The sequence below is a fragment of the Pseudoxanthomonas sp. X-1 genome (genome assembly GCF_020042665.1).
Taxonomy (GTDB): domain Bacteria; phylum Pseudomonadota; class Gammaproteobacteria; order Xanthomonadales; family Xanthomonadaceae; genus Pseudoxanthomonas_A; species Pseudoxanthomonas_A spadix_A.
Window position 1 is genome coordinate 2659408 of the sequence record NZ_CP083376.1, and the last position, 22127, is coordinate 2681534.

Sequence of the window (22127 nt, forward strand, 5' to 3'; positions counted from 1 at the left end):
CCTTTCTCATTCTTCCACACAGGAGATTTCATCCATGTCACTGCGATTCAAAGGCGCTGACCTGCGCCCCGTGCTGACCGAAGCCATCGCCAATCAGGGGTCGTCTCAGAAAACGGAAAAAAATCGTACGCTAAGAGCCGAAGTGGGCCCTTTAGCAGCAATGCAAAGCTGCGATCAACGGGCAGGAAACATTGCCATGGTGCGCGTTGCACTCTCTCACTAGCGTCGACAGGGCCTCTTCCATCCGCGTGAGGTCCGCCATGCGTGCGCGCACATCGGCCAGCCGGTGAGCAGCCAGTTCGGCCGCCTCGCTGCAATGGGTGCCGTCCTCCAGTTTCAGGAGCTGGCCGACTTCATCCAGGCTGAATCCCAGGCGCTGGGCTGACTTCACGAACTTCACCCGCGCCACGTCCGCCTGCCCGTAGCGGCGGATGCGACCGTAGGGCCGCTCCGGCTGGGGTAGCAAGCCCTTGAGCTGATAGAAGCGGATCGTCTCCACGTTGACCCGGGCTGCCTTGGCGAAGGCCCCGATGGTCAGATTCTCTTGAGCGTTCTCCATGGCGCTTGACTCCGTAGTTGACTACGGAAGTAACGTTACAGCATCAAGCGAAGTCCCGGAAGGAGAACCTTATGTCGGAACCCAAGAACGGCTGCGGCGCACTGGCGACCGGCGGCGTCGCGGCCGTCCTCGCCTCGGCCTGCTGCCTCGGCCCCCTTGTCCTGGTCGCGCTCGGCTTCTCTGGCGCGTGGATCGGCAACCTGACCGTGCTGGAGCCGTATCGGCCGATCTTCATCGGCGCAGCGCTCATCGCGCTGTTCTTCGCCTGGCGCAGCATCTTCCGACCAGCCCATGCCTGCAAGCCCGGCGACGTTTGCGCCGTGCCCCAAGTGCGGACTGCCTACAAGGTGATCTTCTGGATCGTGGCCGCCCTGGTTCTGGTTGCCCTCGCGTTTCCCTACGTCCTGCCGCTGTTCTACTGAAAGGAGATCACCATGAAGAAACTCACCACCCTCACCACCCTCATCGCCCTGGCCGCCGCTCTAAGCGCGCCCGCCTGGGCTGCCACCAAGACCGTCACCCTGTCGGTGCCCGGCATGACCTGCGCCGCGTGCCCGATCACGGTCAAGACGGCTCTGTCCAAGGTCGCCGGCGTCGAGAAGGCCGAAGTCAGCTTCGAGAAGCGGGAGGCCGTCGTCACCTTCGACGAGGCCAAGACCAATGCCGACGCCTTGACCAAGGCCACCGCAAACGCGGGTTACCCGTCCAGCGTCAAGCAGTGAGGGCGTAATCATGGCCGAGGCGATCACCCTCCACATCGAAGGCATGACCTGCACGTCGTGCGCCGAGCACGTCCAGCAGGCTTTGACGAACGTGCCCGGCGTGCGCGCGGCCTCGGTGTCCTATCCGCAGCGGCAGGCCGAAATCGAGGCGGATGCAGGCGTGAGCGTGGCCCCGCTGGTTGCCGCAGTGGCCACGCTCGGCTATCGCGCACGGCTTACCGACACGCCGAACAAGCCTGCCGGCCTGCTAGACAAGGCGCTGGGCTGGCTCGGTGGCGAAACGAAGCATGTTGGCGGTGAACAAGCGCTGCACGTGGCTGTGATAGGCAGCGGCGGCGCGGCGATGGCGGCTGCCTTGAAGGCCGTGGAGCAAGGCGCCCGCGTCACGCTGATCGAGCGCGGCACCATCGGCGGCACCTGCGTCAATGTCGGCTGCGTGCCGTCCAAGATCATGATCCGCGCCGCGCACATCGTCCACCTGCGCCGCGAAAGCCCGTTCGATGCTGGCCTGCCGGCCGCAGCGCCCGCTGTACTGCGCGAGCGGCTGCTGGCCCAGCAACAAGGCCGCGTCGAGGAGCTGCGCCATGCCAAGTACGAAGGCATCCTGGCAAGCACTCCGGCCATCACCGTGCTGCGCGGCGAGGCCCGGTTCAGGGACACGCGCACGCTGACCGTGGCGACCGCTGACGGCGGCACGCACGAGGTGAACTTCGACCGCTGCCTGATTGCCACCGGCGCGAGCCCGGCGCTTCCGCCAATCCCGGGCCTTGCGGACACACCCCACTGGACCTCCACCGAGGCGCTGGAAAGCAGCTCGCTCCCCGAGCGGCTGGCCGTGATTGGTTCCTCCGTGGTGGCGGTCGAGTTGGCGCAAGCCTTCGCCCGGCTGGGCAGCCAGGTCACGATCCTGGCGCGCAGCACGCTGTTCTTCCGAGAAGACCCGGCCATCGGGGAAGCCGTAACAGACGCCTTCCGCGCCGAGGGCATCGAGGTGCTGGACCACACCCAGGCGAGCCACGTTGCCTATGCGGGCGGGGAATTCGTGCTCACCACCGGGCAGGGGGAAGTGCGCGCCGACAAGCTGCTGGTCGCCACCGGTCGCGCGCCGAACACGCGCAGCCTGAACCTTGAAGCGGCAGGCGTCGAAGTCAATGCGCAGGGAGCCATCGTCATCGACCGCGCCATGCGCACGAGCGCACCGCACATCTTTGCTGCCGGCGACTGCACCGACCAGCCGCAGTTCGTCTATGTGGCGGCGGCGGCCGGCACGCGCGCCGCGATCAACATGACCGGCGGCGACGCGGCGCTGGACCTGACGGCGATGCCGGCGGTGGTGTTCACCGATCCGCAGGTGGCGACCGTGGGCTACAGCGAGGCGGAAGCGCACCACGACGGCATCGAGACCGACAGCCGGCTGCTGACGCTCGACAACGTGCCGAGGGCGCTCGCCAACTTCGACACGCGCGGCTTCATCAAGCTGGTGGCGGAAGCTGGCTCAGGGCGGCTGATCGGCGTACAGGCGGTCGCGCCGGAAGCGGGCGAACTGATCCAGACGGCCGCGCTGGCGATCCGCCACCGGATGACCGTGCAGGAGCTGGCCGACCAGTTGTTCCCCTACCTGACCATGGTCGAGGGACTGAAGCTCGCGGCGCAGACCTTCAACAAGGACGTGAAGCAACTGTCCTGTTGCGCCGGATGAGGAAAAGGGAGGTGTTCGATGAACGCCTACAGCCGCGCCAACCGCCGCATCTACGCGGCCTTGTCCGATCCCCTGTCGGCCACCCACCGGCACCGCCTCGACGATCTGCTCAAGCGCCACGACAACGGCAAGACGACCTGGCTGGCCTGGCTGCGCCAGTCGCCCGTCAAGCCGAACTCCCGCCACATACTCGAACACATCGAGCGCCTCAAAGCCTGGCAGGCGCTCGACCTGCCTTCCGGCATCGAGCGGTCGGTGCACCAGAACCGCCTGCTCAAGATCGCCCGCGAAGGCGGCCAGATGACGCCCGCCGATCTGGCCAAGTTCGAGGCACAGCGCCGCTACGCGACCCTGGTGCGCTCGCCATCGAGGGCATGGCCACCGTCACCGACGAAATCATCGACCTGCACGACCGCATCCTGGGCAAGCTGTTCAACGCTGCCAAGCACAAGCATCAGCAGCAGTTCCAGGCGTCCGGCAAGGCGATCAACGCCAAGGTGCGGCTGGCCACCTCGATCAAGCAGGGCACGGTGACGGCCTCGCTGATGCTCAGGAAACTCGGCAGCTACCCGCGCCAGAACGGCCTGGCCGTGGCGCTGCGCGAGCTGGGCCGCATCGAGCGAACGCTGTTCATCCTGGACTGGCTGCAAAGCGTCGAGCTGCGCCGCCGCGTGCATGCCGGACTGAACAAGGGCGAAGCCCGCAACGCGCTAGCCCGCGCCGTGTTCTTCAACCGGCTGGGCGAAATCCGCGACCGCAGTTTCGAGCAGCAGCGCTACCGGGCCAGCGGCCTCAACCTGGTGACGGCGGCCATAGTGTTGTGGAACACGGTCTATCTGGAACGGGCCTCAAACGCCTTACGCGGTCACGGCCAGACTGTCGATGACGCCCTGTTGCAGTACCTGTCGCCGCTGGGCTGGGAGCACATCAACCTGACCGGCGATTACCTCTGGCGCAGCAGCGCCAAGATCGGCGCGGGCAAGTTCAGGCCGCTACGACCGCTGCAACCGGCTTAGCGTACGATTTTTTCCGTTTTCTGAGACGTCCCCAATCAGTGCCGCATTGTCCTGGTCAAGGATCAGGGCGTGTACTTCCTCGCCGAGCGTGGGGAGCGTCGCCCGGATGGGCGCCAGGCACTGCTCGCCTACGCCGTCGGATGCAACCCGGACACCGACCCGTTCGATGACTGGTGGCACCTCGCCGGCCGCGAGCTGGGCGGCGATGACTTCGCGGAGTATTTCGACCCGAAGGACGGCCTGTTCACGCGCCTCCAGCACTCGGCGGACGATCTCGTGCTTTCCGCCACCGCCACGCACCTGTCCTTAGCAGTGGTGCCTCCCGCCTGACGCGGCAACCGCCTCGCAGCCCCCGCATCGGGGGCCTTCTTTTGTTCGCACCGCCGCCATCGCCGCGCGTGCGCGTTTGTCTCCAGCCGCCGAGGCACGCCCCGCCGGCCACAACGCCGGCATGCCACCGGAGACAACCGCATGAACACGCCATCGACCTCGCCGAGGCTGCACCTCCTACCGGTGTCGCTGCGCACGGCCAATGCATTCGTTCTGTCGCACCATCGCCACCACCGCCCGGTCCAGGGCGCGAAGTTCGCCCTGGCCGTCACGCTGAGCGACAGCGACCTGATCCACGGCGTGGCCATTGTCGGCCGCCCGGTCGCGCGGCACCTGGACGCTGGAAGTCACGCGGCTGTGCACCGACGGCACACCCAGCGCCTGCAGCAAGCTCTACGGCGCGGCCTGGCAGGCGGCAAGGGCGCTGGGCTACATACGCCTGCTCACCTACACCATGCCCGACGAAGGTGGCGCCAGCCTGCGCGCCGCCGGCTGGCGGCTGATCGGCGCGCGCGGTGGCGGCGCCTGGAGCCGTCCCGGCCGTCCGCGCGCCGATACCCCCGAGCACCTGCGCGGCGCCAAGTGCCTGTGACAGGCGCCGGGTGGCGCGGACAAAGGGAAGCGCCCGGGTGCCGATTGATTGCTGCCGCGCGCGCGAGGCCCCGCCATGCTGGCCCCATGCCTGCTGACGTCGTCAGCGACATGCCAGGCAACCATCGGTCTTCGAGGTTGCGGCGCAGTTCCCACTGCGTGACCGAGCCAGCTCGCACCGCATCCTTCCGCGAGCGGCCACCAGCCTCTGGTGGCGGATGCTTTCGCCTTATCAACCCACCGCGGGGTCACGCACCTTCCCCGCATGCGTGGGCCGGTGTGTCTCCGCTTTTCCCAATGGAGATTCACCATGAACACCACGTCCAACGAGAAATCGTATTTCGACCTCCACACATCGGGCATCGGCTACATCCAGCGTGTCCGTGAAGTGCCCGTCAGGGGCGGCCGCCGTGCGCAGCCCTTCCTGGCATGCACCATCGCCGCATTGGTCGGCCCCGCCAGGGACCCCAGCTACCGCTACTTCGATGTCAAGGTCTCGGGTGCCGAGGCCAAGAAGCTCGTTCAGCGCTACATCGGCGTTGACGATTCCAAGCAGCGCCCGCTGGTGCGCTTTCGCCTCGGTGACCTGTGGGGCGATGCGTACATCCGCGACAAGGGCGAAAACCAGGGCAAGGCCGCCGCGTCCCTCAAGGCGCGACTGCTCAAGGCCGAGCCGATCGAGCGGGCCGAACTGGCTTCAATCGAGCAGCACGAGCTGATTACCCGTGGCATCGGCTACCTCAACCGTCCGAAGGACGTCACCCCCAAGGATGGCGATCCGTTCCTGTCATGCTCCATCGCCGCATTGGCCGGACCTGTCGATGAACCGGAATATCGGTACTTCGACACGATCGTCGCCACCCTCGGGGCCGAGCATCTGGTTCGCCGATGCGTGCAGGCCATCGAAGGGGATCGCAAGGTGCTGATCGCCTTCCGTCTCAACGACATGAAGATCGATCCGTACATCCGTACCAAGGGCGAGCACGCTGGGGCACCGGCCGCAAGCCTGGAGTCGACGCTGATCCACATCGGTCTGATCAAGATCGATGGCACCCAGGTCTATCCGATGAGCCAGGCGCAAGCCGAGGCGCCAACGGTGGAGGACGCACCCGCGCCCGAAGCCGACAACGCCATCGACACTGCCGCCGACGCCGTTTCCGACCTACCCGTCGAGTCCGCCGAGCGCGAGCCCGAGGGTGAAGTCGAGGAGCAGGAGCCGGCCTTGGTCGCTTCGTTTTGATCCGGCATGGCCCCTCATGGGGCCTTGTCGCTTCTCCTCCCTAGCATCCGCCGCGTCCCCAAGACGCCAAAGGTGCTTGCGTCTTTTCATCCCCCGAGTCCCGCGTGGTCACACGACCGCGCGGTTACCGCATTTCTCAAAGGAGATCAGCCATGTCTCTGGCATCCCGTTTTGCTCCGCAATCCCCGATCCTGCGCTCTGATCGCCCACTCTCGGACGACCGCATTCGTGCCGTCGTTCCGTCGATCTTCGCCGACGCTCCACATGGGAGCCGGTCCGATCGGTATGCCTACATACCGACCTCGACCGTGCTGACCAAGCTGCGCCAGGAGGGCTTCGAGCCCTTCATGGTGTGTCAGACGCGCGTGCGCAACGAGGATCGGCGCGAGTACACGAAGCACCTCATCCGACTTCGCCATGCAAGCCAGATCAACGGCGACGAGGCGAACGAGATCATCCTGCTCAACAGCCATGACGGCACGAGCAGCTATCAGATGCTCGCCGGCATGTTCCGGTTCGTCTGCCACAACGGCCTGGTTTGCGGTGACACCACCGCAGACATCCGCGTTCCTCACAAGGGCGACGTGGCAAGCCAGGTGATCGAAGGTGCCTACGAGGTTCTCGAAGGCTTCGAGCGCGTGCAGGACGCGCGCGATGCGATGCGCACCATCACCCTCGATGAGGGCGAAGCGGAAATCTTTGCGAATTCCGCGCTCGCACTCAAGTACGACGACCCGGCCAAGTCCACCCCTGTCACGGAGAGCCAACTTCTGGCGCCCAGGCGCTGGGACGACCGCAAGAACGACCTGTGGGCCGTCTTCAACCGCGTCCAGGAGAACCTAGTCAAAGGGGGCCTGAACGGACGCTCGGCCAATGGCCGCAATCAACGCACCCGTCCGGTGCAAGGAATCGACCAGAACCTGCGCCTGAACCGGGCGTTGTGGCTGCTGGCCGAAGGCATGCGCCAGCTCAAGGCGTGATGCCAAGCGGACCTCGCCCAGCTCGGGTGAGGTCCATTTCCTCTCATCCACCGGGCGCCGTCGGCGGCCCGCTATTCGTCATCAGGAGAACCAACATGGCAACCACATCGGCGCCCGAGCAATCGGTATCGCCCATCATTGTTCCGGGCCAGCTCACGCTGCGCACCATACGCGGCAAGAACGGCCCGTTCACCGTCGGCCGCCTTGTCACCCCCATCGGCAAGTTCGCGGTCAAGGATGCGGAGCTGGAGCAGTACCCCGAAGGAAAATACGACGGGGAATTCATCATCCGCTACATCTTCCCGAAGTCCTATCCGGTCGGCGACGGCATGCGGTTCGAGATCCGCGCCAACCTGGACGGAATGACGCTCAACGGAATCGACAAACTGAGCCGCGACGAAGCCCGAAGCTTCGCCACCCAGGACGTCGATCCACTCGATGAAGAGCTGGGGACGCAGCCTGCAGCAACGCCGGCCAAGTCTGCCAAGGCCTCCACGCCCGCCAAGCACGCACCCGTGCAGGCGTCGGCGGATCCTCTGGTCGATACCACGCCCTTCGGTGTGGATGCGCCGACGCCCGCTGCGGCGGCTGCCCCCGGCAGCACCGAAGATGGCGACGCCGCTCTGTTCGGTCTGCTGTGGCCGCTGGGCGAGTCCGTGAAATTGGATTCGACCATCGACCGCCGCGCCCTGCGCGCGCAGATCGCCCGCCTGGGCGAACTGGGTTTTGCGTTGGACTTCAAGACGCAGGAGTGGAGCCGTCAGGCCGAACTGCAACCTGCGTGATCGCAGACGCCGCATCCGCGGTGTTCTTCATCCACCCGCCGGGGTTCCTTCCCCCTGCGGGGGAGGCCTCGGCCATTTTCTGGAGGTCTCCATCATGTCCACCATCGCTTTCGATGTACCCCGTTCCGCGCTGGATGAATCCGCATGGCGAGCTGTTTGCAAGACAGCCGCCGAGCACGCCCAGCGTGGTTGCGGCCTGTCCTGGGATCATTGGGTCACGCTTTTCAGTTCGGAGATCGACGCGCAAGCTAGTCGGTTGCCGGAAAGCCAGCGAGCTCAGGCCCTGGAAATCGCAGCCCACGAATGGGACTACGCAACACCCGCCGAGCGGCAGGAAGCCCAGGACTGGAATGCGGAGCATGGCTATTGCTCGCATGGGATCGAGTTCGGCTACTGCCCGGCCGGTTGTGATCGCGACGATGACGACTGGGACTAAGGGCAAAGCATAGGTTCCTTCGCCGCACCTGCGGCTTTTCATCACCCGCCGGGAGGCCCTCCCCGTGGGGAGGCCTCCGGCTCTACTTTTCCAGGAGGCCTCTCATGGGCTGGTATTTCTCACCCCAATCGCGGTCTGAACTGATCGCGGAACTGATCGCACCGCAAGAGACCGAGCGCGCCAGCGTCAAGGTCATCGCCCACGCGCTGCGCGGCAACGTCCTCTGGTCTGTCGCGGAAGTGACGGCCAAGGTCGAAGGCGTACATCGTGATCTCGCGCCGGGCCAATCCCTGCGCTACATCCGCTGCGATCTGCTTGAACGCAGCGGCGGCCAGTGGGGTTACAAGCCGCTGGACGAGTCCATGCACCCGTACTACTACTCGTGCCCGCTGTCCTATCTGGACCTTGCACCGGAGCAGTCTGCCGAATGGCGTGCAGGCGTTCGCGCCTACCACGCTCGGCGACGCACACCCACGGCTGTCACGGCACCCGCCGCAACGCTGATGGTCTGAGCCAGGAGGAACCGACATGGACCTGATCCTCGCTGCGCTCTCCCCCTCGCTGCTGGCGCTCGTTGAAGGGAGTTTGTCCAACGACGAAGTGTCCTCCGACGAGGAGATGCTGGCGTACTTCATCGACAACGGCCTCACCGAGAAACAGGCGCGGCAGGCACTGACCTACCGCGACCAGTACCTCAACAACATCTACCTGGACGGCTTCACGCCGATCACCGCGGTGGACGAGGTGCTTCACTTCAACCCGCACACCCGGCAGTTCGAGCCGGACTGAGCGGTTTTCTTCCACCCCCAGGGGCAGCACTTGCCCCAGCGGGCGGTGCTGTTCCCGTTCATCCGAGGACACCACCATGCCCGCACACACTTCTTCCACCACGCTGTACCGCATCGACGAATGCCCGGATGTGATGGCCGACGCCTGCGTCGGCGACGACCAGGGCAACCTGATCTTCCTGTCGATCTGGGCGCGGGACACCGCCGTCCAGCAGTTCCTCGCTCGCCTGACCCTTGGGCGCGACGAGCAGGGACTGGACCAGTTTCACGTCATCACCGACCAGGGCGGCAGCGTCCCGGTGTTCATCGGCAACGTCGATCGCCTGGAAAAGCGCATCACGCGCGCCTACCGGCGAACGCTGTTCGGTTCGCTGTCCAACGTGTGGCTGTTCGACCGGCGCTGCGTCAAGCCCGACAAGGCCAACGCCAGCGCGCTGGCATTGCTGCCACGCGACAGCGCCCACAGGCTTGACCGCCTGTGGACGCTGGTGCGGGACACGTGCCCGTTGCCGCTGCTCGACCACTGGCGCGAGACCGTGCTGGAACTGCTGCAAAGCCGCGAGATGCTGGGCCGCCTTCCGTTCGCCCTCGGGCCGCTGGAAGGCCATCGGCTCGCCATCGACGTGCCGACGCTGACCCTGGCGCTGGGCTCCCTGATCCGCAGTGACGTGCTCACCGCCTATCCATACCCGGCCAAGATCTGGACGCCGGAAGTGGTAGCGGCCTGACCCACCCTCGGAGGCACGCCTTGGTGTGCTTCCGTCTTTCATCCCCGCCAACCAGGAGACTTCCATGGCCCTCATGTTCCCGCGGCTTGCCCGCAATTTCGTGAAGAACGGGTATTTCCCGACTGATGAACCCACGCTCGAAAGAGCCCTCAACGCACTGATGCCCAGCGACGGGCCGATGTGCATCCTCGATCCCTGCGCCGGCGAAGGCGTAGCGATCGCCGAAGCCGCCCACGCCCTCGGGCGCGAGCAGGCCAAGGCGTTCGCCGTTGAGTTCGACGCGGAGCGGGCACGCCATGCCCGCGGCCTGGTCGATCACTGCCTGCACGCGGACCTGATGGACACGATGGTCTCCAAGCAGTCGTTCGGACTGCTCTGGCTCAACCCGCCGTATGGCGACCTGTCCAAGGACGTCAACGGCAACATCGGCTATCAGGGCCAGGGTCGTGCCCGCCTCGAAAAACTGTTCTACCAGCGCAGTTTGTCGTTGCTGCAATACGGCGGCGTGCTGGTCTTCATCGTCCCCGGCTACGTGCTCGACGCGGAGCTGGTCGGCTGGCTGACGCGCCACTACACCGACCTGCGCATCTACCGAGCGGTGGAGACGCAGTTCAAGCAAGTTGTGATCTTCGGCCGGCGGGTGCGCCAGCGCGAGCAGGCCTCGGATGGCGTCAAGGCCGTGCGCAATCTGCTGCTGCAGGTTGGGCAAGGCGAGATCGAAGCTGACGAACTGCCGAGCGAATGGCCGTTCCTGCCGTACATCGTCCCCGCCAGTCCGGCCGAGCCGGAGCATTTCTTCCGCGTGACGATGGAGCCCGAGCAGTTCGCCGACGAGGTTGGCAGGCTGCAAGGCCTCTGGCCGTCGCAGGACACGCACCTGGGGGCCGCGCAGCAGTCGCTGCGTCCACCGGCGCGGGCCTTGTCCCACTGGCATCTCGCCCTGGCTCTGGCCGCAGGCGCGATCTCGGGGGTTGTGCGCTCCAAGACGGGGCGCGTGCTCGTCGTCAAAGGTGACACCCACAAGGACAAGACGCTCCAGCGGGAATTCACCGAACGCGAAGACGGCTCCATCGCCGAGACCCGCATCCTCACCGACAAGTTCGTACCTGTCATCCGCGCGTGGGACATGACGCCTGGCTCCCCGACACGGGGCGACGTCTTGACCATTCGTTAATCCACCGGACGCGCTGCTGTCCTGCTGTACCACATCGAAGGAGAAACACCATGTTCCCAAATCCGTTCAAGCGGCCCGCGCCGCAGAAGCAACCGTTGTTCGCACCGGGCTCGCTGAAGTTGAGCGAGAAGGTGCATTGGTTGGCCCGCAAAGGCCTGATCGACCCCTTGACCTATGTCCAGCGCCATGTGCGCGGTGACTGGGGCGAGATCGACAAGGCCACCCGCAAGGCCAACGACGTCGCACTCCAACAGGACAACCTGATGATCTCCTACTACCGGATCACGCCGGAGCTGGTTCTGATCGTCAAGACCAGCGAAGACCACCAGACCACGGTTGTCCAGCTTCCCGAAGAGCGCGACATGATCTGAAGTCACCCATCGTCATCCCAGTCACCTGACGGAGCCACTTCACTCCGCCAGGGGTGTCGTGGCTCAATGAATCCATCAAGGAGGAATCCATGGCATCCCGACACATCGAAACCTACTGCCAGGACCTGCTGTTTCCGGTAGGTGCACTCATCCTCAGCGAAGGTATCGACCGCCTGGTCCGCGCCGGTCGTCTTGACCCGATTCCGTACTTCCGTCGCCATGTCCGTGGCGACTGGGGGGACGTCAGCGACGGGCAATGGCAAGCCAACGGCATCGCACTTCAATCGGGTGCTTTGCTGGAATCGCACTACGTGATTCATCGTGCGCTGCGCATTCGCATCGTCACCGATGCGAAACGCCATCTCACATCCATCGTGCTGCCGTCCGAAGACTAAGCACATTTCACCAGCAGGCCGCCAGCGCCTGCGTTTTCCATCCACCGTCGGCCGTGTGCCGATTGATCTTCCCACCCTGGGGCAGGCCATTGCCCCTTTGGGGGTGGTGCATGCCCCATTTTCTTTGGAGCATCACCATGTCCCTCGATCTCGAAAACACTACCGCCGAAGCCACGCCCGTACAGGGCGAACTGCTCGACGCGGAATCCAACCCTCTGACCCTGAGCCTTCAGGATTTTGTCGGCGAGTTCGGCGACGAACTGCTCGACGCCCTCAACAGCGCCAATCCGCCGGTCTATACCGGCCAGCCGCAGGCGCATCGTCAACTCGTCGTCGCCAGCCTCAAACGCAAGCTATTCCAAGCCCAAGCCGAAGTCGTCCATGCCGCCGCCGAGCTGCTGATCGACCGTGGCGAACACGCCGCGATCGTCAACGGCGAGATGGGTTGCGGCAAAACGACCGTTGGTATCGCCACAGCCGCCGTGCTCAACGCCGAAGGCTATCGCCGTACCCTGGTTCTTTCTCCACCGCACCTGGTCTACAAGTGGCGGCGCGAGATCCAGGAGACGGTGGCAGGCGCCAAGGTCTGGGTGCTCAACGGCCCGGACACGCTGGTCAAGCTCATCAAGCTGCGCGAGCAGTTGGGTGTGCAGCCCACGGGCCAGGAGTTCTTTGTCCTGGGGCGCGTCAGGATGCGGATGGGATTCCACTGGAAGCCTGTCTTCACCACGCGGCGCACCCGCCATGGCGACGTGGCAGCGTGCCCTGACTGCGGCACGGTCATCACCGACCTCGACGGCGAGCCGGTCAACCCGGTCGCGCTCGAAGCCGAGGAGTACCGCAGGAAGTGCAGCCATTGCGCCGCGCCCCTGTGGACATTGATCCGCCCGCGCAGCCTGTCCGGCAGCGACCAGTCCTCGGCCGTGCTGAAAGCGTTGAAGCGCATCCCGACGATCGGGGAAGTCACCGCGCAGAAGCTGATGCAGAAGTTCGGCGACGGGTTCCTGGCGTCGATGCTGGGCGACAACATCCATGAGTTCATCAACCTCATGGACGGCAACGGCGAGCTGGTGTTTTCCGACCGTCAAGCCACGCGCATGGAACGTGCGATGGCCAACATGGAGTTCGGTTTTGGCGAGGGCGGCTATCAACCGTCCGAGTTCATCAAGCGCTACCTGCCGCAAGGCACGTTCGACCTGCTCATCGCCGACGAGGCCCACGAGTACAAGAACGGCGGCAGCGCCCAGGGCCAGGCCATGGGCGTGCTGGCGGCGAAGGCTCGCAAGACCTTACTGCTGACCGGCACGTTGATGGGCGGCTACGGCGACGATCTGTTCCACCTGCTGTTCCGAGCCCTTCCCGGGCGGATGATCGAAGACGGCTATCGCCCGACCACGAGCGGCAGCATGACCTCGGCCGCGATGGCGTTCATGCGCGATCACGGTGTCCTGAAGGACATTTATTCCGAGAGCACCGGGACGGCGCACAAGACCGCGAAAGGCACGAAAGTCAGTGTCAGAACGGTCAAAGCTCCGGGCTTCGGCCCCAAGGGCGTGCTGCGCTGCATCCTGCCGTTCACGATCTTCCTCAAACTCAGAGACATCGGCGGCAACGTCCTGCCACCGTATGACGAGGAGTTCCGTGAAGTCGCGATGGACACGGCGCAAGCCGCGGCCTACCGCGATCTGGCGGGTCGGCTGACCGCGGAGCTGAAACAGGCTCTGGCGCGACGCGATACAACCTTGCTGGGTGTGGTCCTCAACGTGCTGCTGGCCTGGCCGGACTGCTGCTTCCGGTCGGAGACCGTGGTGCATCCGCGCACACGCAATACCTTGGCGTTCGTCCCGGCTCAGTTCAACGAGTTCGAGATCAGCCCCAAGGAGCGTGAGCTGATCGACATCTGCAGGGAAGAGAAAGCACAGGGCCGCAAGGTTCTGGCCTACACGGTCTATACCGGCACGCGCGACACGACTAGCCGGTTGAAGGTATTGCTGGAGCAGGAAGGCTTCAAAGTGGCGGTACTGCGCGCAAGCGTGGATGCCAGCCGCCGCGAGGACTGGATCGCCGAGCAGTTGGACCGTGGCATCGACGTGCTCATCACCAATCCCGAGCTTGTCAAGACGGGATTGGACCTGTTGGAGTTTCCGACGATCGTGTTCATGCAGTCGGGCTACAACGTGTATTCGCTCCAGCAGGCGGCACGCCGCTCTTGGCGTATCGGGCAGAAGCTGTCCGTGCGCGTGATCTACCTGGGCTACGCCGGCTCCTCGCAGATGACCTGCCTGGAGCTGATGGCCAAGAAGATCATGGTCTCGCAGTCCACTTCGGGCGATGTACCCGAATCGGGGCTCGATGTCCTGAACCAGGATGGTGATTCCGTCGAGGTCGCATTGGCCCGGCAATTGGTAACTGCGTGATCTGCTGTCTGCCGGCATCCTTTCGGGGGTGCCGGCATTTTTCTAGGAAATTGCTGCTCGGAGGATTCGATCACCGCCCCGGTCCCAGCGCGGGGAAGGCTAAACTGATCAGACAATACCGAGATTCAAGGAGGCACTATGGCTATGGTGATCGAAGCAGCATATGCAGATGGTACTGGTGCAGCCAACGCACTGCATATGTCTCAGGCGCAGTGGGAAGAGTTGCAACGGGCGTACTGCGTCGGTGATCTGCTGATGCCTTGCTGCAACGCTCCAGCGATTCCCAAGGTTAGTGCTAATGGGTACCCCTTCTTCGCGCATCTAGGAGGTGCGTGCAGTACTTCCGAAGAAAGCCAATGGCACCTGGCGGCCAAGATACTTGTGCGCAGCGTGCTTGAAGATCTTGGATTCCGTGCCTCGGTTGAAATGCCGGGTTCGGGTGATGCAGGTCGCTGGCAGGCTGATGTCTGGGGTGAGCGCAATGGGGTTAGGTTGGCTGTCGAGATCCAAAGATCGTATCAGTCGCTCCGTGACTACCGTAAACGCCAAGAGCGGTACCGCGAGGCGGGCATCAAGTCTCTTTGGTTGCTGCGGCAGGAGCGATATAGCACTCTCACCAAGAGCATGGGAAAGGAGCGTCTGCGCACCGAGTTTGGGGGCAAGTTCCCTTCGGCCGGCCACTTCGGCCCGTGCCTTTCTGACCTGCCGGTCGCGATGCTTGAGCTAGATCCGGCCCCAACGGTCAAGGGTGCCGGATTCTTCAACGCAACCCTTCCAAACATACTTGAAGCAGTGCTTAGTGAGCGCTTTCTTTGCATCAACGGTCTATGGTGTATCGATAACCTAGACTCGATGAATAACGCCGCCAGACTCGCGCGCGAGCGTTTCGCAGCCAATCGCTTGGCTGCAAAGATGTAGCTCGACTGTGGTGTTGCTCGACATGCGCCGACGCAGCACCGACACTCCAGATTCCCGGGTTCACACTCAAATGCCAGCGGCACGCATTCGCGCCTCCAGCTCATCAAGGAATGGCGAGCGCCCAAAGCGCATAGGGCCATAGCGGCCATCAACGAAGCCCGAATACAGCATGTGGACCTCGTCGCGAGCACGTGTGAGTCCCACATAGAAGAGCCGGCGACTTTCGCGCAACTTCTCTGGAGTTTCATTGCGCCACGGCAGATTTCCGAGGTCGAGTCCAACCATGATGACGACGTCGTACTCACAGCCCTTTGCGGAATGCAGTGTCAGCAGATTCAGGTGATCGGGCGAACCGTCCCGACCGCCCAAACTCGTGATGTCTAGCGAAGCCAGTGCACCGCCTTCAGCGAGCGCTGCCGTCATGCGATCCAGTTGCTCCTTCTGATCAGCGAGCGCCAATTCAGCCGCCAGCAGATGATCCACTACACCGTTGCGCAGCGAAGCAACAAATTCTCGCGCAGGTTGCTGGTCAGCACGCAGCTCCCATAGCAAGGCGGTTAGCTCTTGCTCTTCGCGCTTGGCCTGTGAATCGTCCAAGCTCGCCCGATGAAATGCGCGATAGCGGTCGAGTAGTCCACGCAATTGTGGGCGTCCAACACGCCAGCCACCCGCGCACCACGCCGCACAATCTTCTACCCAACTTGTTAGGGCAACCTTGCGGTAAGGTGCTGCGGTATCCACACGGATGTGATCGAGACCACCGGTTGCCACAGCTTCAGCCACGATATCGCCTGCGCGATAGTCTTTGTATAGGATCGCGATATCGCCCAGTGTTCGTCCCGGCTTGGAGGCTAAGGCCGCCGGAATGATCTGCGCGACGGCGTGCGCAGCCTGGTCCGCCATACCACCCGGGCGCAGGACAAATTCGATGGTCGTTTGTCGCGCAGGATCGCTCGCTTGATAGCCTCGGGCTTCTCCAAGCGCCATCTCTGACGCAGTCACGATCCCTGCACCAGAACGGTAATTTAATTGAAGCTGGACAGGCTCAATGTCTCTGCGAGCCGCCAATTCCATGAGCAACGCGCCATCAGCTCCCGTAAATCCATATATCGACTGATCCGCATCCCCGACAGCGAAAAGTCGGACACCCCCGTCGAAGGCAAGGCGTTTGACGATGCGATGCAGTGCCACGCCTAAATCCTGGTACTCATCCACCGCGAGCACGGGGAATTTTGCCTGAACCAGAGGTAGTACCCAGTCGTGCTCGGCGATCAAACGCTGGCCGAAGACAACCATGTCATCGTAGTCAATCAGCCCCTCGTCGCGCAGAGCGGCCTCGTAGGCCTCGGCCCAGGCAGCGAGTTCCTCCTCGCTACGCCAAGCGACGCTATTTCGATTGAGCACGGAACGGCGATGCCGCCCGAGGTCAATAACTTTGTACGGATGGTTCTGGCCGAAAAGCGCATCTCCAGTTTGCTTCAACAACCGATCACTGACTCGTTGAGTGGCTACCGAAAGTGGGAAAGATATGGGCAGGCCGGCCAGGCGTCCATACGGCATCAAGAGATGACGCAGACAGAACCCATGGACCGTACCAATGAAAAGATTAGGTGCCTGCTGAAGTCCCAAGTTTTCAATTCGGCGAGCGAGTTCGCGAGCGCACTCCTGGCTATAAGTGATGCACGCAACGCCACGAGGGGCCTCGACGTCTTCGGCCAGGATGCGGGCGAGCTTTAGGACGAGTGTCTTGGTCTTACCGCTCCCGGGACCAGCGAGTACCACACAATGTCCTTGAGAGTTGTAAGCTGCCAACTGCCCTGGATTTCCAGCCAACTCGGCAGCCTGCGCCAGGTAGGCTGTACCGACGTTACGCGACGGCATCGCGGATATGCTCCAGCGCAGAGCGAATGTAGGCCGGGCAAACGTCCTCAGACACCGACGGCGCAAGTGCCTGTGCAAATCTCCCCTTGCCAATCCGTTCAATCAACTTCAGCAGCCGGTCTTCATCGACCTGATCCGGATCATCCACCCACTCTTGCAATGCGTCCCGGGTGACTTGCCTCAGCGGCAACTCCTGCTCGATTACCGACTTCATCGCCTCGGTCATTCCGGCGGCAAATAGGTCGGATTCCAGCGTGCTCTCGTTGACGAAGTATCCAAACTCTGCGGCGTATTTGAGCACCTCATCTATATCCAGGTCATCGTAACCATATTCGTCATCGACCTCGTTTAAGAGATTAATTAATCGCCTGTGGGCTAGTGGAGGTTTGCCATTGACCGGGTCGCGATCTGTCAAAATTACATGTGGAATATTTAGCCCTTTAGGGCCCAAAAGCTTCACATAAGGAGTGAAGTTCGTCCCCCCGACCGAGCACACAGTGATTCCAAGTATGTCGAAAGGAATCCCGAGGGCGTCGGCGAACGCGGGAATGATGAAGCGCTCGGCGTCCCCTTCAACCAGAATCACTCCCCGGGAAAATAATATTTCTCCGCGAGTGACGTCGATGTAGCGCTGGAGGTCGTCTTCATCCCTCTGTGTGAAAGGTGTGTTCGCGGTCGAAACCGCGACGGTTTTCCCGTCCGTTGCGTTATGACGCAGGAGAACGATGGACCTAATCGGTGTAACGCTTGCGATATGCGGCGAGTGAGTAGTGAGAATTGTCGTCAGTGGAGGGGCTTCGTCCTCATCTTCCGCTCTTGTGCCGAGAAAGTAGCGATAGACAAGACGCTGGACATGCGGATGCAGGTGCGCTTCGGGCTCCTCGACGACGAAGAATGTGTGGTCGCGCTCCCCCTCGGAGACGAGACGGTCGAGTTCGAGGCTCTTCAAGGCCAGGAAGATCAGATTCGCCGTTCCTAGGCTGGCATCGCCGACACCGCGAACACCGTTGTCGATAAGCAGCCGAAGGCTACGCAGCAATGCATCCACTCGTGTAGGTGCAAGTCCGAGCGATACCGGGACAGCATGTTGCCCCCCGGCGATTGCGATCAGCCGTTCGCTGATCCGTTCTGCTGTCGCTACCACTTCCTCGTGTCCAGCCAGCTCTCGCTGTGCTTGGTCGACCTGATTCTGAATCTCCTCACGGGCGTCATCATCCAACGACGCGGCAAGATCCTCAATGAGTGGCCTCAATGGCGAATTGCGCCAGCTCGCAAGGTCCTTCTCAGCGTCACGCAGGGCTACCTGAACATCTATTGGCAACATCCGGCGAAGTGCGCCGCCGATACGCATTTCGGGATCGTTGCCACCGAAGATCACATACTCATAGTCCTTCAACGATTCCGGGGCGCGCCCCAGGCCCGCCTTAGGCTGGAAGCGGTAGGTGAGTCGGGCCACCATGGGTGGGCCAGGATCAATCACGCAATCGTTGAGGTGAGCCATCAGCCGGGGATCGTTTGTGAAGTCCGTTAGATCCACAGAGACCTCAATGGTCGCACCAACCTTGTCTTCGCCAAGTCCGTCCCAGAAATGTTCAAGCCCCAGTTGTCGATCGCGTTCAGACAAGCCCGGATCAAGGATCAACTGCAGGCCGCGAATGAAATTGCTCTTGCCAACCTTGTTCTCTCCCACGATGACGATACTTTCCCCCGTCTCGACATCAACATCCGAGAAATTGGCGAAATTGATCAACCTGACCCGAGAAACCCTCATTTACGCCCCCGTCCACTGGTGTTTTAACAAATAGTAGCAGTCAAGCGGCCGGCCTCCATCCGCCGACCGCGACTGAGCTTTTCCGTTTCGGCGCCCTCAAGGCCGCTTTTGTTCGACTAGACCGCTGCCGGCAAATCGGACGCAGCGTGGTTCGCATTGTTTGCTGCTGCCCCGGGCCTTAGCGGCGATGGTGAGGGCTCGTTGTTTCAGGACGCCGAGCTTATGTGCCCCTCTCCACCTTGGTTTCACCATCCCGAACGCCGCCTGCTGGCAGGAGTCCTCGGCCTGCTCTGGTCGGTGCTGGCTGGCGGCTGCGCTACGACGACTGCGCCGCCCGCACCTGATGCCATCGAGGAAGTGTTGGCCACGCCCGAACCCGAGGCGCCCGAGTACATCCCCGTCGTGCGCTACGGTCGCTACACGCTGGTCGAGCTGGCACCCAGAGCGGCGCAACGCGACCTGCTGTTGCAGACCATCGACGTGTCCATGCCCGAAGATGCCCGCGCCACCGTCGGCGATGGGCTGCGGCATGTGCTCAAGCGCAGCGGTTACAGCCTGTGCCAGACGGCGCACGCGGTAATCGAGCTGTACGCGCTGCCGCTGCCGGCGGCGCACCTGCACCTCGGCCCCATGACCTTGCGCGATGCGCTGCTCACACTGGCTGGCCCGGCCTGGGAACTGCACGCGGATGATCGCGCACGGCAGATTTGCTTCGAACGGCCCGCCGACAGCGCGGTCATCGAACCCGCATCCGAGCCACCCGCCGCCGAGGCGGTGCAGACGTTCCCGCTGGAGCCTTCGGTTTCGGGAGGCCAGCCATGAGCGCCCCACAGTCTGCCCGGCGCCCGGCCGCCGTCGTGATGGTGCAGAGCCTTCTGTGGCTCTGGCTGATCGGCCTCAGCGTCTTCGTAGCCTTGGGCTACCAGACCATGAACGACCAGGCCGACCAGGAACGGCTGGATTCCCGCCTGCAACGCCTGGAAGCCCGGGCGGCGGGCCTGGTCGAGTCGATCGAGGCCATCCAGCAGCGTTCGGCCGTCGCAACGGCGGCAGACCTCAAAGACACCCGCCAAGTCTTGGAAGCACGCGCTGCCCAGGTTGAGAAAACGCTGAGCGGCTATGCCGCTGCCGACGACCTTCAGGCGCTGCGCGCGGAGGTCGAGCAGATCAAGGCGCGCCAGACCGCTGCGCCCGTTCCGCGCGCCGCAGCACCCGCCCAGCCGCGCGCATCGGGCAAGGCCGCCGCCAAGCCCGAACCGCCGCCGCTGCCGTTCCGCGTCGTCGGCGCCGAATTGCGCGCTGGCCAGCGCAGCGTGTCCGTTGCGCCGAGCAGTGCGGACTTCACGCCTGACCAGCTTCAGGTGCTGCTGCCAGGTGATGCGCTCGGCCCGTGGCACTTACAGGCGATTGAGGGCAACACCGCCGTGTTCCAGGCCGGCAACCAGACCCGTCGCGTGGCGATTCCCTGACCGGAGCACACCACATGAATCCGTCGATCATCCTTTCCGCGCTCCTGCTGGCATCCGCCCAATTGCCCGCCTGGGCGCAGCAGCCGGTCACCGCCCCGGCCCGCAATGCGCAGAACCAGGAGCGTCCGCTGGTCGCCCGAACCCCGGACGACCAGGTAGCAGGCGACTGGGGCCTCCAACCGCAGGAATGGGCGCTATACCGCGAGCTGATGGACGGGCCGCTGGGCATCTATTCGCCTAACCTGGACCCTCTGTCCGCCCTGGGCATCGAGGCCCGCACCGACGAGGAACGGCGGCGCTACGCAGAACTGCAGGTGCAAATCGAAGCGCGCCGCGTCGAGAAGCTGCTTGCCTATCAACGTGCCTACGACGAAGCCTGGCAGCGCCTGAACCCCGGCATGCAACGGGTGAACCTGCCTGACGACAAACCCAGCGGCGGCGCAGTGCGCGGCGGCGGCCGCACGGCGGTGTTCGTCAAGGACGGCTGCGCGGCCTGCGGACAGCTCGTGCAACGCCTGCAATCCTCAGGTACCGAGTTCGACCTGTACATGGTCGGCAGCCGCCAGGACGACGCGCGCATCCGCGACTGGGCCAAGCGCGCACAGATCGACCCGACACGGGTGCGCAGCGGCACCATCACGCTCAACCACGACGGCGGCCGCTGGCTGTCGCTGGGTCTGCCCGGCGATCTGCCCGCGGTCGTGCGCGAGGTGAACGGCCAATGGCAGCGCCAGCCCTGACGGCGCGGTTTCGCGTACTGGTGATCGCTGCTGGCCTGTACGCCTGCGCCGTCCATGCCCAGGAGGTTCCGCCTCCGGCCTATCAGCTTGCCGCCCAACGTGCGGGCATTCCCTCCACGGTGCTCTACGCCGTGGCCTTGCAGGAGAGCGGCATCCGGCGGAACGGACGCATCGTCCCGTGGCCGTGGTCCCTCAACGTCGCCGGCCAATCGCGCCGCTATGCGACCCGCGCCGACGCCTGCGCCGGTTTGCAGCAGGCGATGCGCTCCACGCCGCACACGCGCATCGACGCGGGCCTGGGTCAGATCAACCTCGGCTACCACAAGCACCGCTTCACCAGCCCGTGCGACTTGCTCGATCCGTACCGCAACCTCGCCATCGCCTCCGAGATCCTGAAGGAGCAGCACATCCCGGGGGAGAACTGGCTGCTGGCGATCGGCCGCTACCACCGCCCCGCGGGGGGCGAGCCCGCAGCCCGCTACCGGCGGAGCGTTTCCCGCCACCTCGCCCGCGTGCAGGGCACGCGCCCAACCGCCGCGGTCCTCGCCGCGCGCCAGGAGACCACCCCATGACGAAATCCCATCTGGCCCATCTCGCGGCGAAAGGCCTGCTCGTGCTGCTGGCGGGTCTGCCGCTGGCCTCGCGTGCCGGCGAGCCGCTGATCTTGGTCGAAGACCGTGGCGGCACGTCGGCGCTGCCGTACTACGAAGCCCTGAGCCTCCAGCCGCGCGCCAACACTCCGGCCCGATCGCCCATCCCTGCGACTCAGATCCCGGCCACGCCGGCGGATGAGGCCGCGATGTTGCCGGTGCGCAGCGCCAAGCTCACGCCCGGCACCGTCGCGCGGCGGGTGATCGAGGCCCCGGGCCTGCGTCCCTTCGTGGTCGTGGGCGACGACGAGGCTTCCCAGGCCTGGTTGCGCCGCCATGCAGCCTCATTGCGCGAGCGCGGCGCGGTCGGTCTGGTGGTCAACGTCGAGACCGTGCAAGGCCTGGCGCGGCTGCGCGCACTGGCGTCCGGCGTGCCGCTTGCGCCCGTGTCCGGCGACGACTTGGCCGAGCGCTTGGGCCTGCGGCACTACCCGGCGCTAGTCACGGCCACCGGCATCGAGCAATGA

Annotated in this window: 24 protein-coding genes and 2 pseudogenes; 23 read left to right on the forward strand and 3 right to left on the reverse strand. The window is 64.0% G+C overall.

Annotation, left to right across the window (positions count from 1 at the left end; all coding sequences use genetic code 11):
• Positions 1–151: 151 nt before the first annotated feature.
• Positions 152–559, reverse strand: a complete 408-nt coding sequence (merR, locus tag LAJ50_RS11820) for an Hg(II)-responsive transcriptional regulator (RefSeq protein WP_003098939.1) — start codon at positions 557–559, stop codon at positions 152–154.
• Between the two features lie 71 nt (positions 560–630).
• Here merR and merT point away from each other — a divergent pair, with 71 nt between their 5' ends.
• The 18 genes and pseudogenes from merT to LAJ50_RS11910 all read left to right on the forward strand — a co-directional run bounded on the left by merT (position 631) and on the right by LAJ50_RS11910 (position 15149).
• Positions 631–981 carry a mercuric ion transporter MerT gene (gene merT / locus LAJ50_RS11825; protein WP_003116827.1) on the forward strand — a complete coding sequence of 117 codons (351 nt, stop codon included), beginning with the start codon at positions 631–633 and terminating at the stop codon, positions 979–981.
• Positions 982–993: 12 nt separating this feature from the next.
• Complete coding sequence (merP, locus tag LAJ50_RS11830; RefSeq protein WP_003116826.1) at positions 994–1281, forward strand: mercury resistance system periplasmic binding protein MerP; 288 nt, start codon at positions 994–996, stop codon at positions 1279–1281.
• 10 nt (positions 1282–1291) lie between these two features.
• Positions 1292–2980: a mercury(II) reductase gene (gene merA / locus LAJ50_RS11835; RefSeq protein WP_003098932.1), complete on the forward strand. Its 1689-nt coding sequence runs from the start codon at positions 1292–1294 to the stop codon at positions 2978–2980.
• A gap of 24 nt (positions 2981–3004) precedes the next feature.
• Positions 3005–3996: pseudogene (locus LAJ50_RS11840) on the forward strand (Tn3 family transposase); the annotation flags it as partial.
• A 45-nt stretch (positions 3997–4041) separates the two neighbouring features.
• Entirely contained in the window at positions 4042–4326 is a 285-nt protein-coding gene (locus LAJ50_RS11845) for a DUF3085 domain-containing protein (RefSeq protein ID WP_031629745.1), read from the forward strand.
• 141 nt (positions 4327–4467) lie between these two features.
• A pseudogene (locus LAJ50_RS20290) lies at positions 4468–4918 on the forward strand (XF1762 family protein).
• Between the two features lie 309 nt (positions 4919–5227).
• Complete coding sequence (locus LAJ50_RS11855) at positions 5228–6157, forward strand: DUF3577 domain-containing protein (protein WP_009876582.1); 930 nt, start codon at positions 5228–5230, stop codon at positions 6155–6157.
• A 152-nt stretch (positions 6158–6309) separates the two neighbouring features.
• Positions 6310–7137: a DUF932 domain-containing protein gene (locus tag LAJ50_RS11860; protein ID WP_034200824.1), complete on the forward strand. Its 828-nt coding sequence runs from the start codon at positions 6310–6312 to the stop codon at positions 7135–7137.
• Between the two features lie 95 nt (positions 7138–7232).
• A complete protein-coding gene (locus LAJ50_RS11865; RefSeq protein ID WP_009876584.1) occupies positions 7233–7922 on the forward strand; it encodes a DUF3275 family protein in 690 nt (229 codons plus the stop codon).
• Between the two features lie 94 nt (positions 7923–8016).
• Positions 8017–8358 carry a hypothetical protein gene (locus LAJ50_RS11870; protein WP_011871442.1) on the forward strand — a complete coding sequence of 114 codons (342 nt, stop codon included), beginning with the start codon at positions 8017–8019 and terminating at the stop codon, positions 8356–8358.
• Between the two features lie 104 nt (positions 8359–8462).
• Positions 8463–8870 (forward strand): hypothetical protein, encoded by a 408-nt coding sequence (locus tag LAJ50_RS11875; protein WP_009876585.1) that lies wholly within the window; start codon positions 8463–8465, stop codon positions 8868–8870.
• A 16-nt stretch (positions 8871–8886) separates the two neighbouring features.
• The gene (locus LAJ50_RS11880; protein ID WP_034200825.1) at positions 8887–9147 is read left to right on the forward strand and encodes a hypothetical protein; all 261 of its coding nucleotides are present in this window, start codon (positions 8887–8889) and stop codon (positions 9145–9147) included.
• 76 nt (positions 9148–9223) lie between these two features.
• Positions 9224–9874: a hypothetical protein gene (locus tag LAJ50_RS11885; RefSeq protein WP_009876587.1), complete on the forward strand. Its 651-nt coding sequence runs from the start codon at positions 9224–9226 to the stop codon at positions 9872–9874.
• Positions 9875–9914: 40 nt separating this feature from the next.
• Entirely contained in the window at positions 9915–11048 is a 1134-nt protein-coding gene (locus tag LAJ50_RS11890; protein ID WP_254912368.1) for a DUF6094 domain-containing protein, read from the forward strand.
• A 50-nt stretch (positions 11049–11098) separates the two neighbouring features.
• Positions 11099–11419 (forward strand): hypothetical protein, encoded by a 321-nt coding sequence (locus tag LAJ50_RS11895; RefSeq protein WP_034200826.1) that lies wholly within the window; start codon positions 11099–11101, stop codon positions 11417–11419.
• Between the two features lie 89 nt (positions 11420–11508).
• On the forward strand, positions 11509–11814 hold the full coding sequence (locus tag LAJ50_RS11900; protein ID WP_009876590.1) for a hypothetical protein: 306 nt from the start codon (positions 11509–11511) through the stop codon (positions 11812–11814).
• Positions 11815–11951: 137 nt separating this feature from the next.
• Complete coding sequence (locus LAJ50_RS11905) at positions 11952–14231, forward strand: helicase-related protein (RefSeq protein WP_034200827.1); 2280 nt, start codon at positions 11952–11954, stop codon at positions 14229–14231.
• 138 nt (positions 14232–14369) lie between these two features.
• Complete coding sequence (locus LAJ50_RS11910) at positions 14370–15149, forward strand: competence protein CoiA family protein (protein WP_017514159.1); 780 nt, start codon at positions 14370–14372, stop codon at positions 15147–15149.
• A 66-nt stretch (positions 15150–15215) separates the two neighbouring features.
• Here the strand turns inward: LAJ50_RS11910 and LAJ50_RS11915 are convergent, their stop codons facing one another.
• Together LAJ50_RS11915 and LAJ50_RS11920 are read right to left on the reverse strand one after the other, a co-directional pair.
• Complete coding sequence (locus tag LAJ50_RS11915) at positions 15216–17030, reverse strand: ATP-dependent helicase (RefSeq protein WP_020924957.1); 1815 nt, start codon at positions 17028–17030, stop codon at positions 15216–15218.
• The gene (locus LAJ50_RS11920; RefSeq protein WP_011871446.1) at positions 17017–18801 is read right to left on the reverse strand and encodes an AAA family ATPase; all 1785 of its coding nucleotides are present in this window, start codon (positions 18799–18801) and stop codon (positions 17017–17019) included. The genes LAJ50_RS11915 and LAJ50_RS11920 overlap by 14 nt, the downstream gene beginning before the upstream one ends.
• A 222-nt stretch (positions 18802–19023) precedes the next feature.
• On the opposite strand from LAJ50_RS11920, the gene LAJ50_RS11925 reads away from it, so the two are divergent.
• Genes LAJ50_RS11925 through LAJ50_RS11945 form a run of 5 tightly spaced genes read left to right on the forward strand, consistent with a single transcriptional unit; the run spans position 19024 to position 22127 of the window.
• On the forward strand, positions 19024–19623 hold the full coding sequence (locus LAJ50_RS11925; RefSeq protein ID WP_020924956.1) for a PilL N-terminal domain-containing protein: 600 nt from the start codon (positions 19024–19026) through the stop codon (positions 19621–19623).
• Positions 19620–20270: a hypothetical protein gene (locus LAJ50_RS11930; RefSeq protein WP_009876593.1), complete on the forward strand. Its 651-nt coding sequence runs from the start codon at positions 19620–19622 to the stop codon at positions 20268–20270. Before LAJ50_RS11925 ends, LAJ50_RS11930 begins: the two co-directional genes overlap by 4 nt.
• A gap of 14 nt (positions 20271–20284) precedes the next feature.
• Entirely contained in the window at positions 20285–21010 is a 726-nt protein-coding gene (locus LAJ50_RS11935; protein ID WP_009876594.1) for a TIGR03759 family integrating conjugative element protein, read from the forward strand.
• Entirely contained in the window at positions 20992–21582 is a 591-nt protein-coding gene (locus LAJ50_RS11940) for a transglycosylase SLT domain-containing protein (RefSeq protein ID WP_009876595.1), read from the forward strand. Before LAJ50_RS11935 ends, LAJ50_RS11940 begins: the two co-directional genes overlap by 19 nt.
• Entirely contained in the window at positions 21579–22127 is a 549-nt protein-coding gene (locus LAJ50_RS11945) for an integrating conjugative element protein (RefSeq protein WP_009876596.1), read from the forward strand. Before LAJ50_RS11940 ends, LAJ50_RS11945 begins: the two co-directional genes overlap by 4 nt.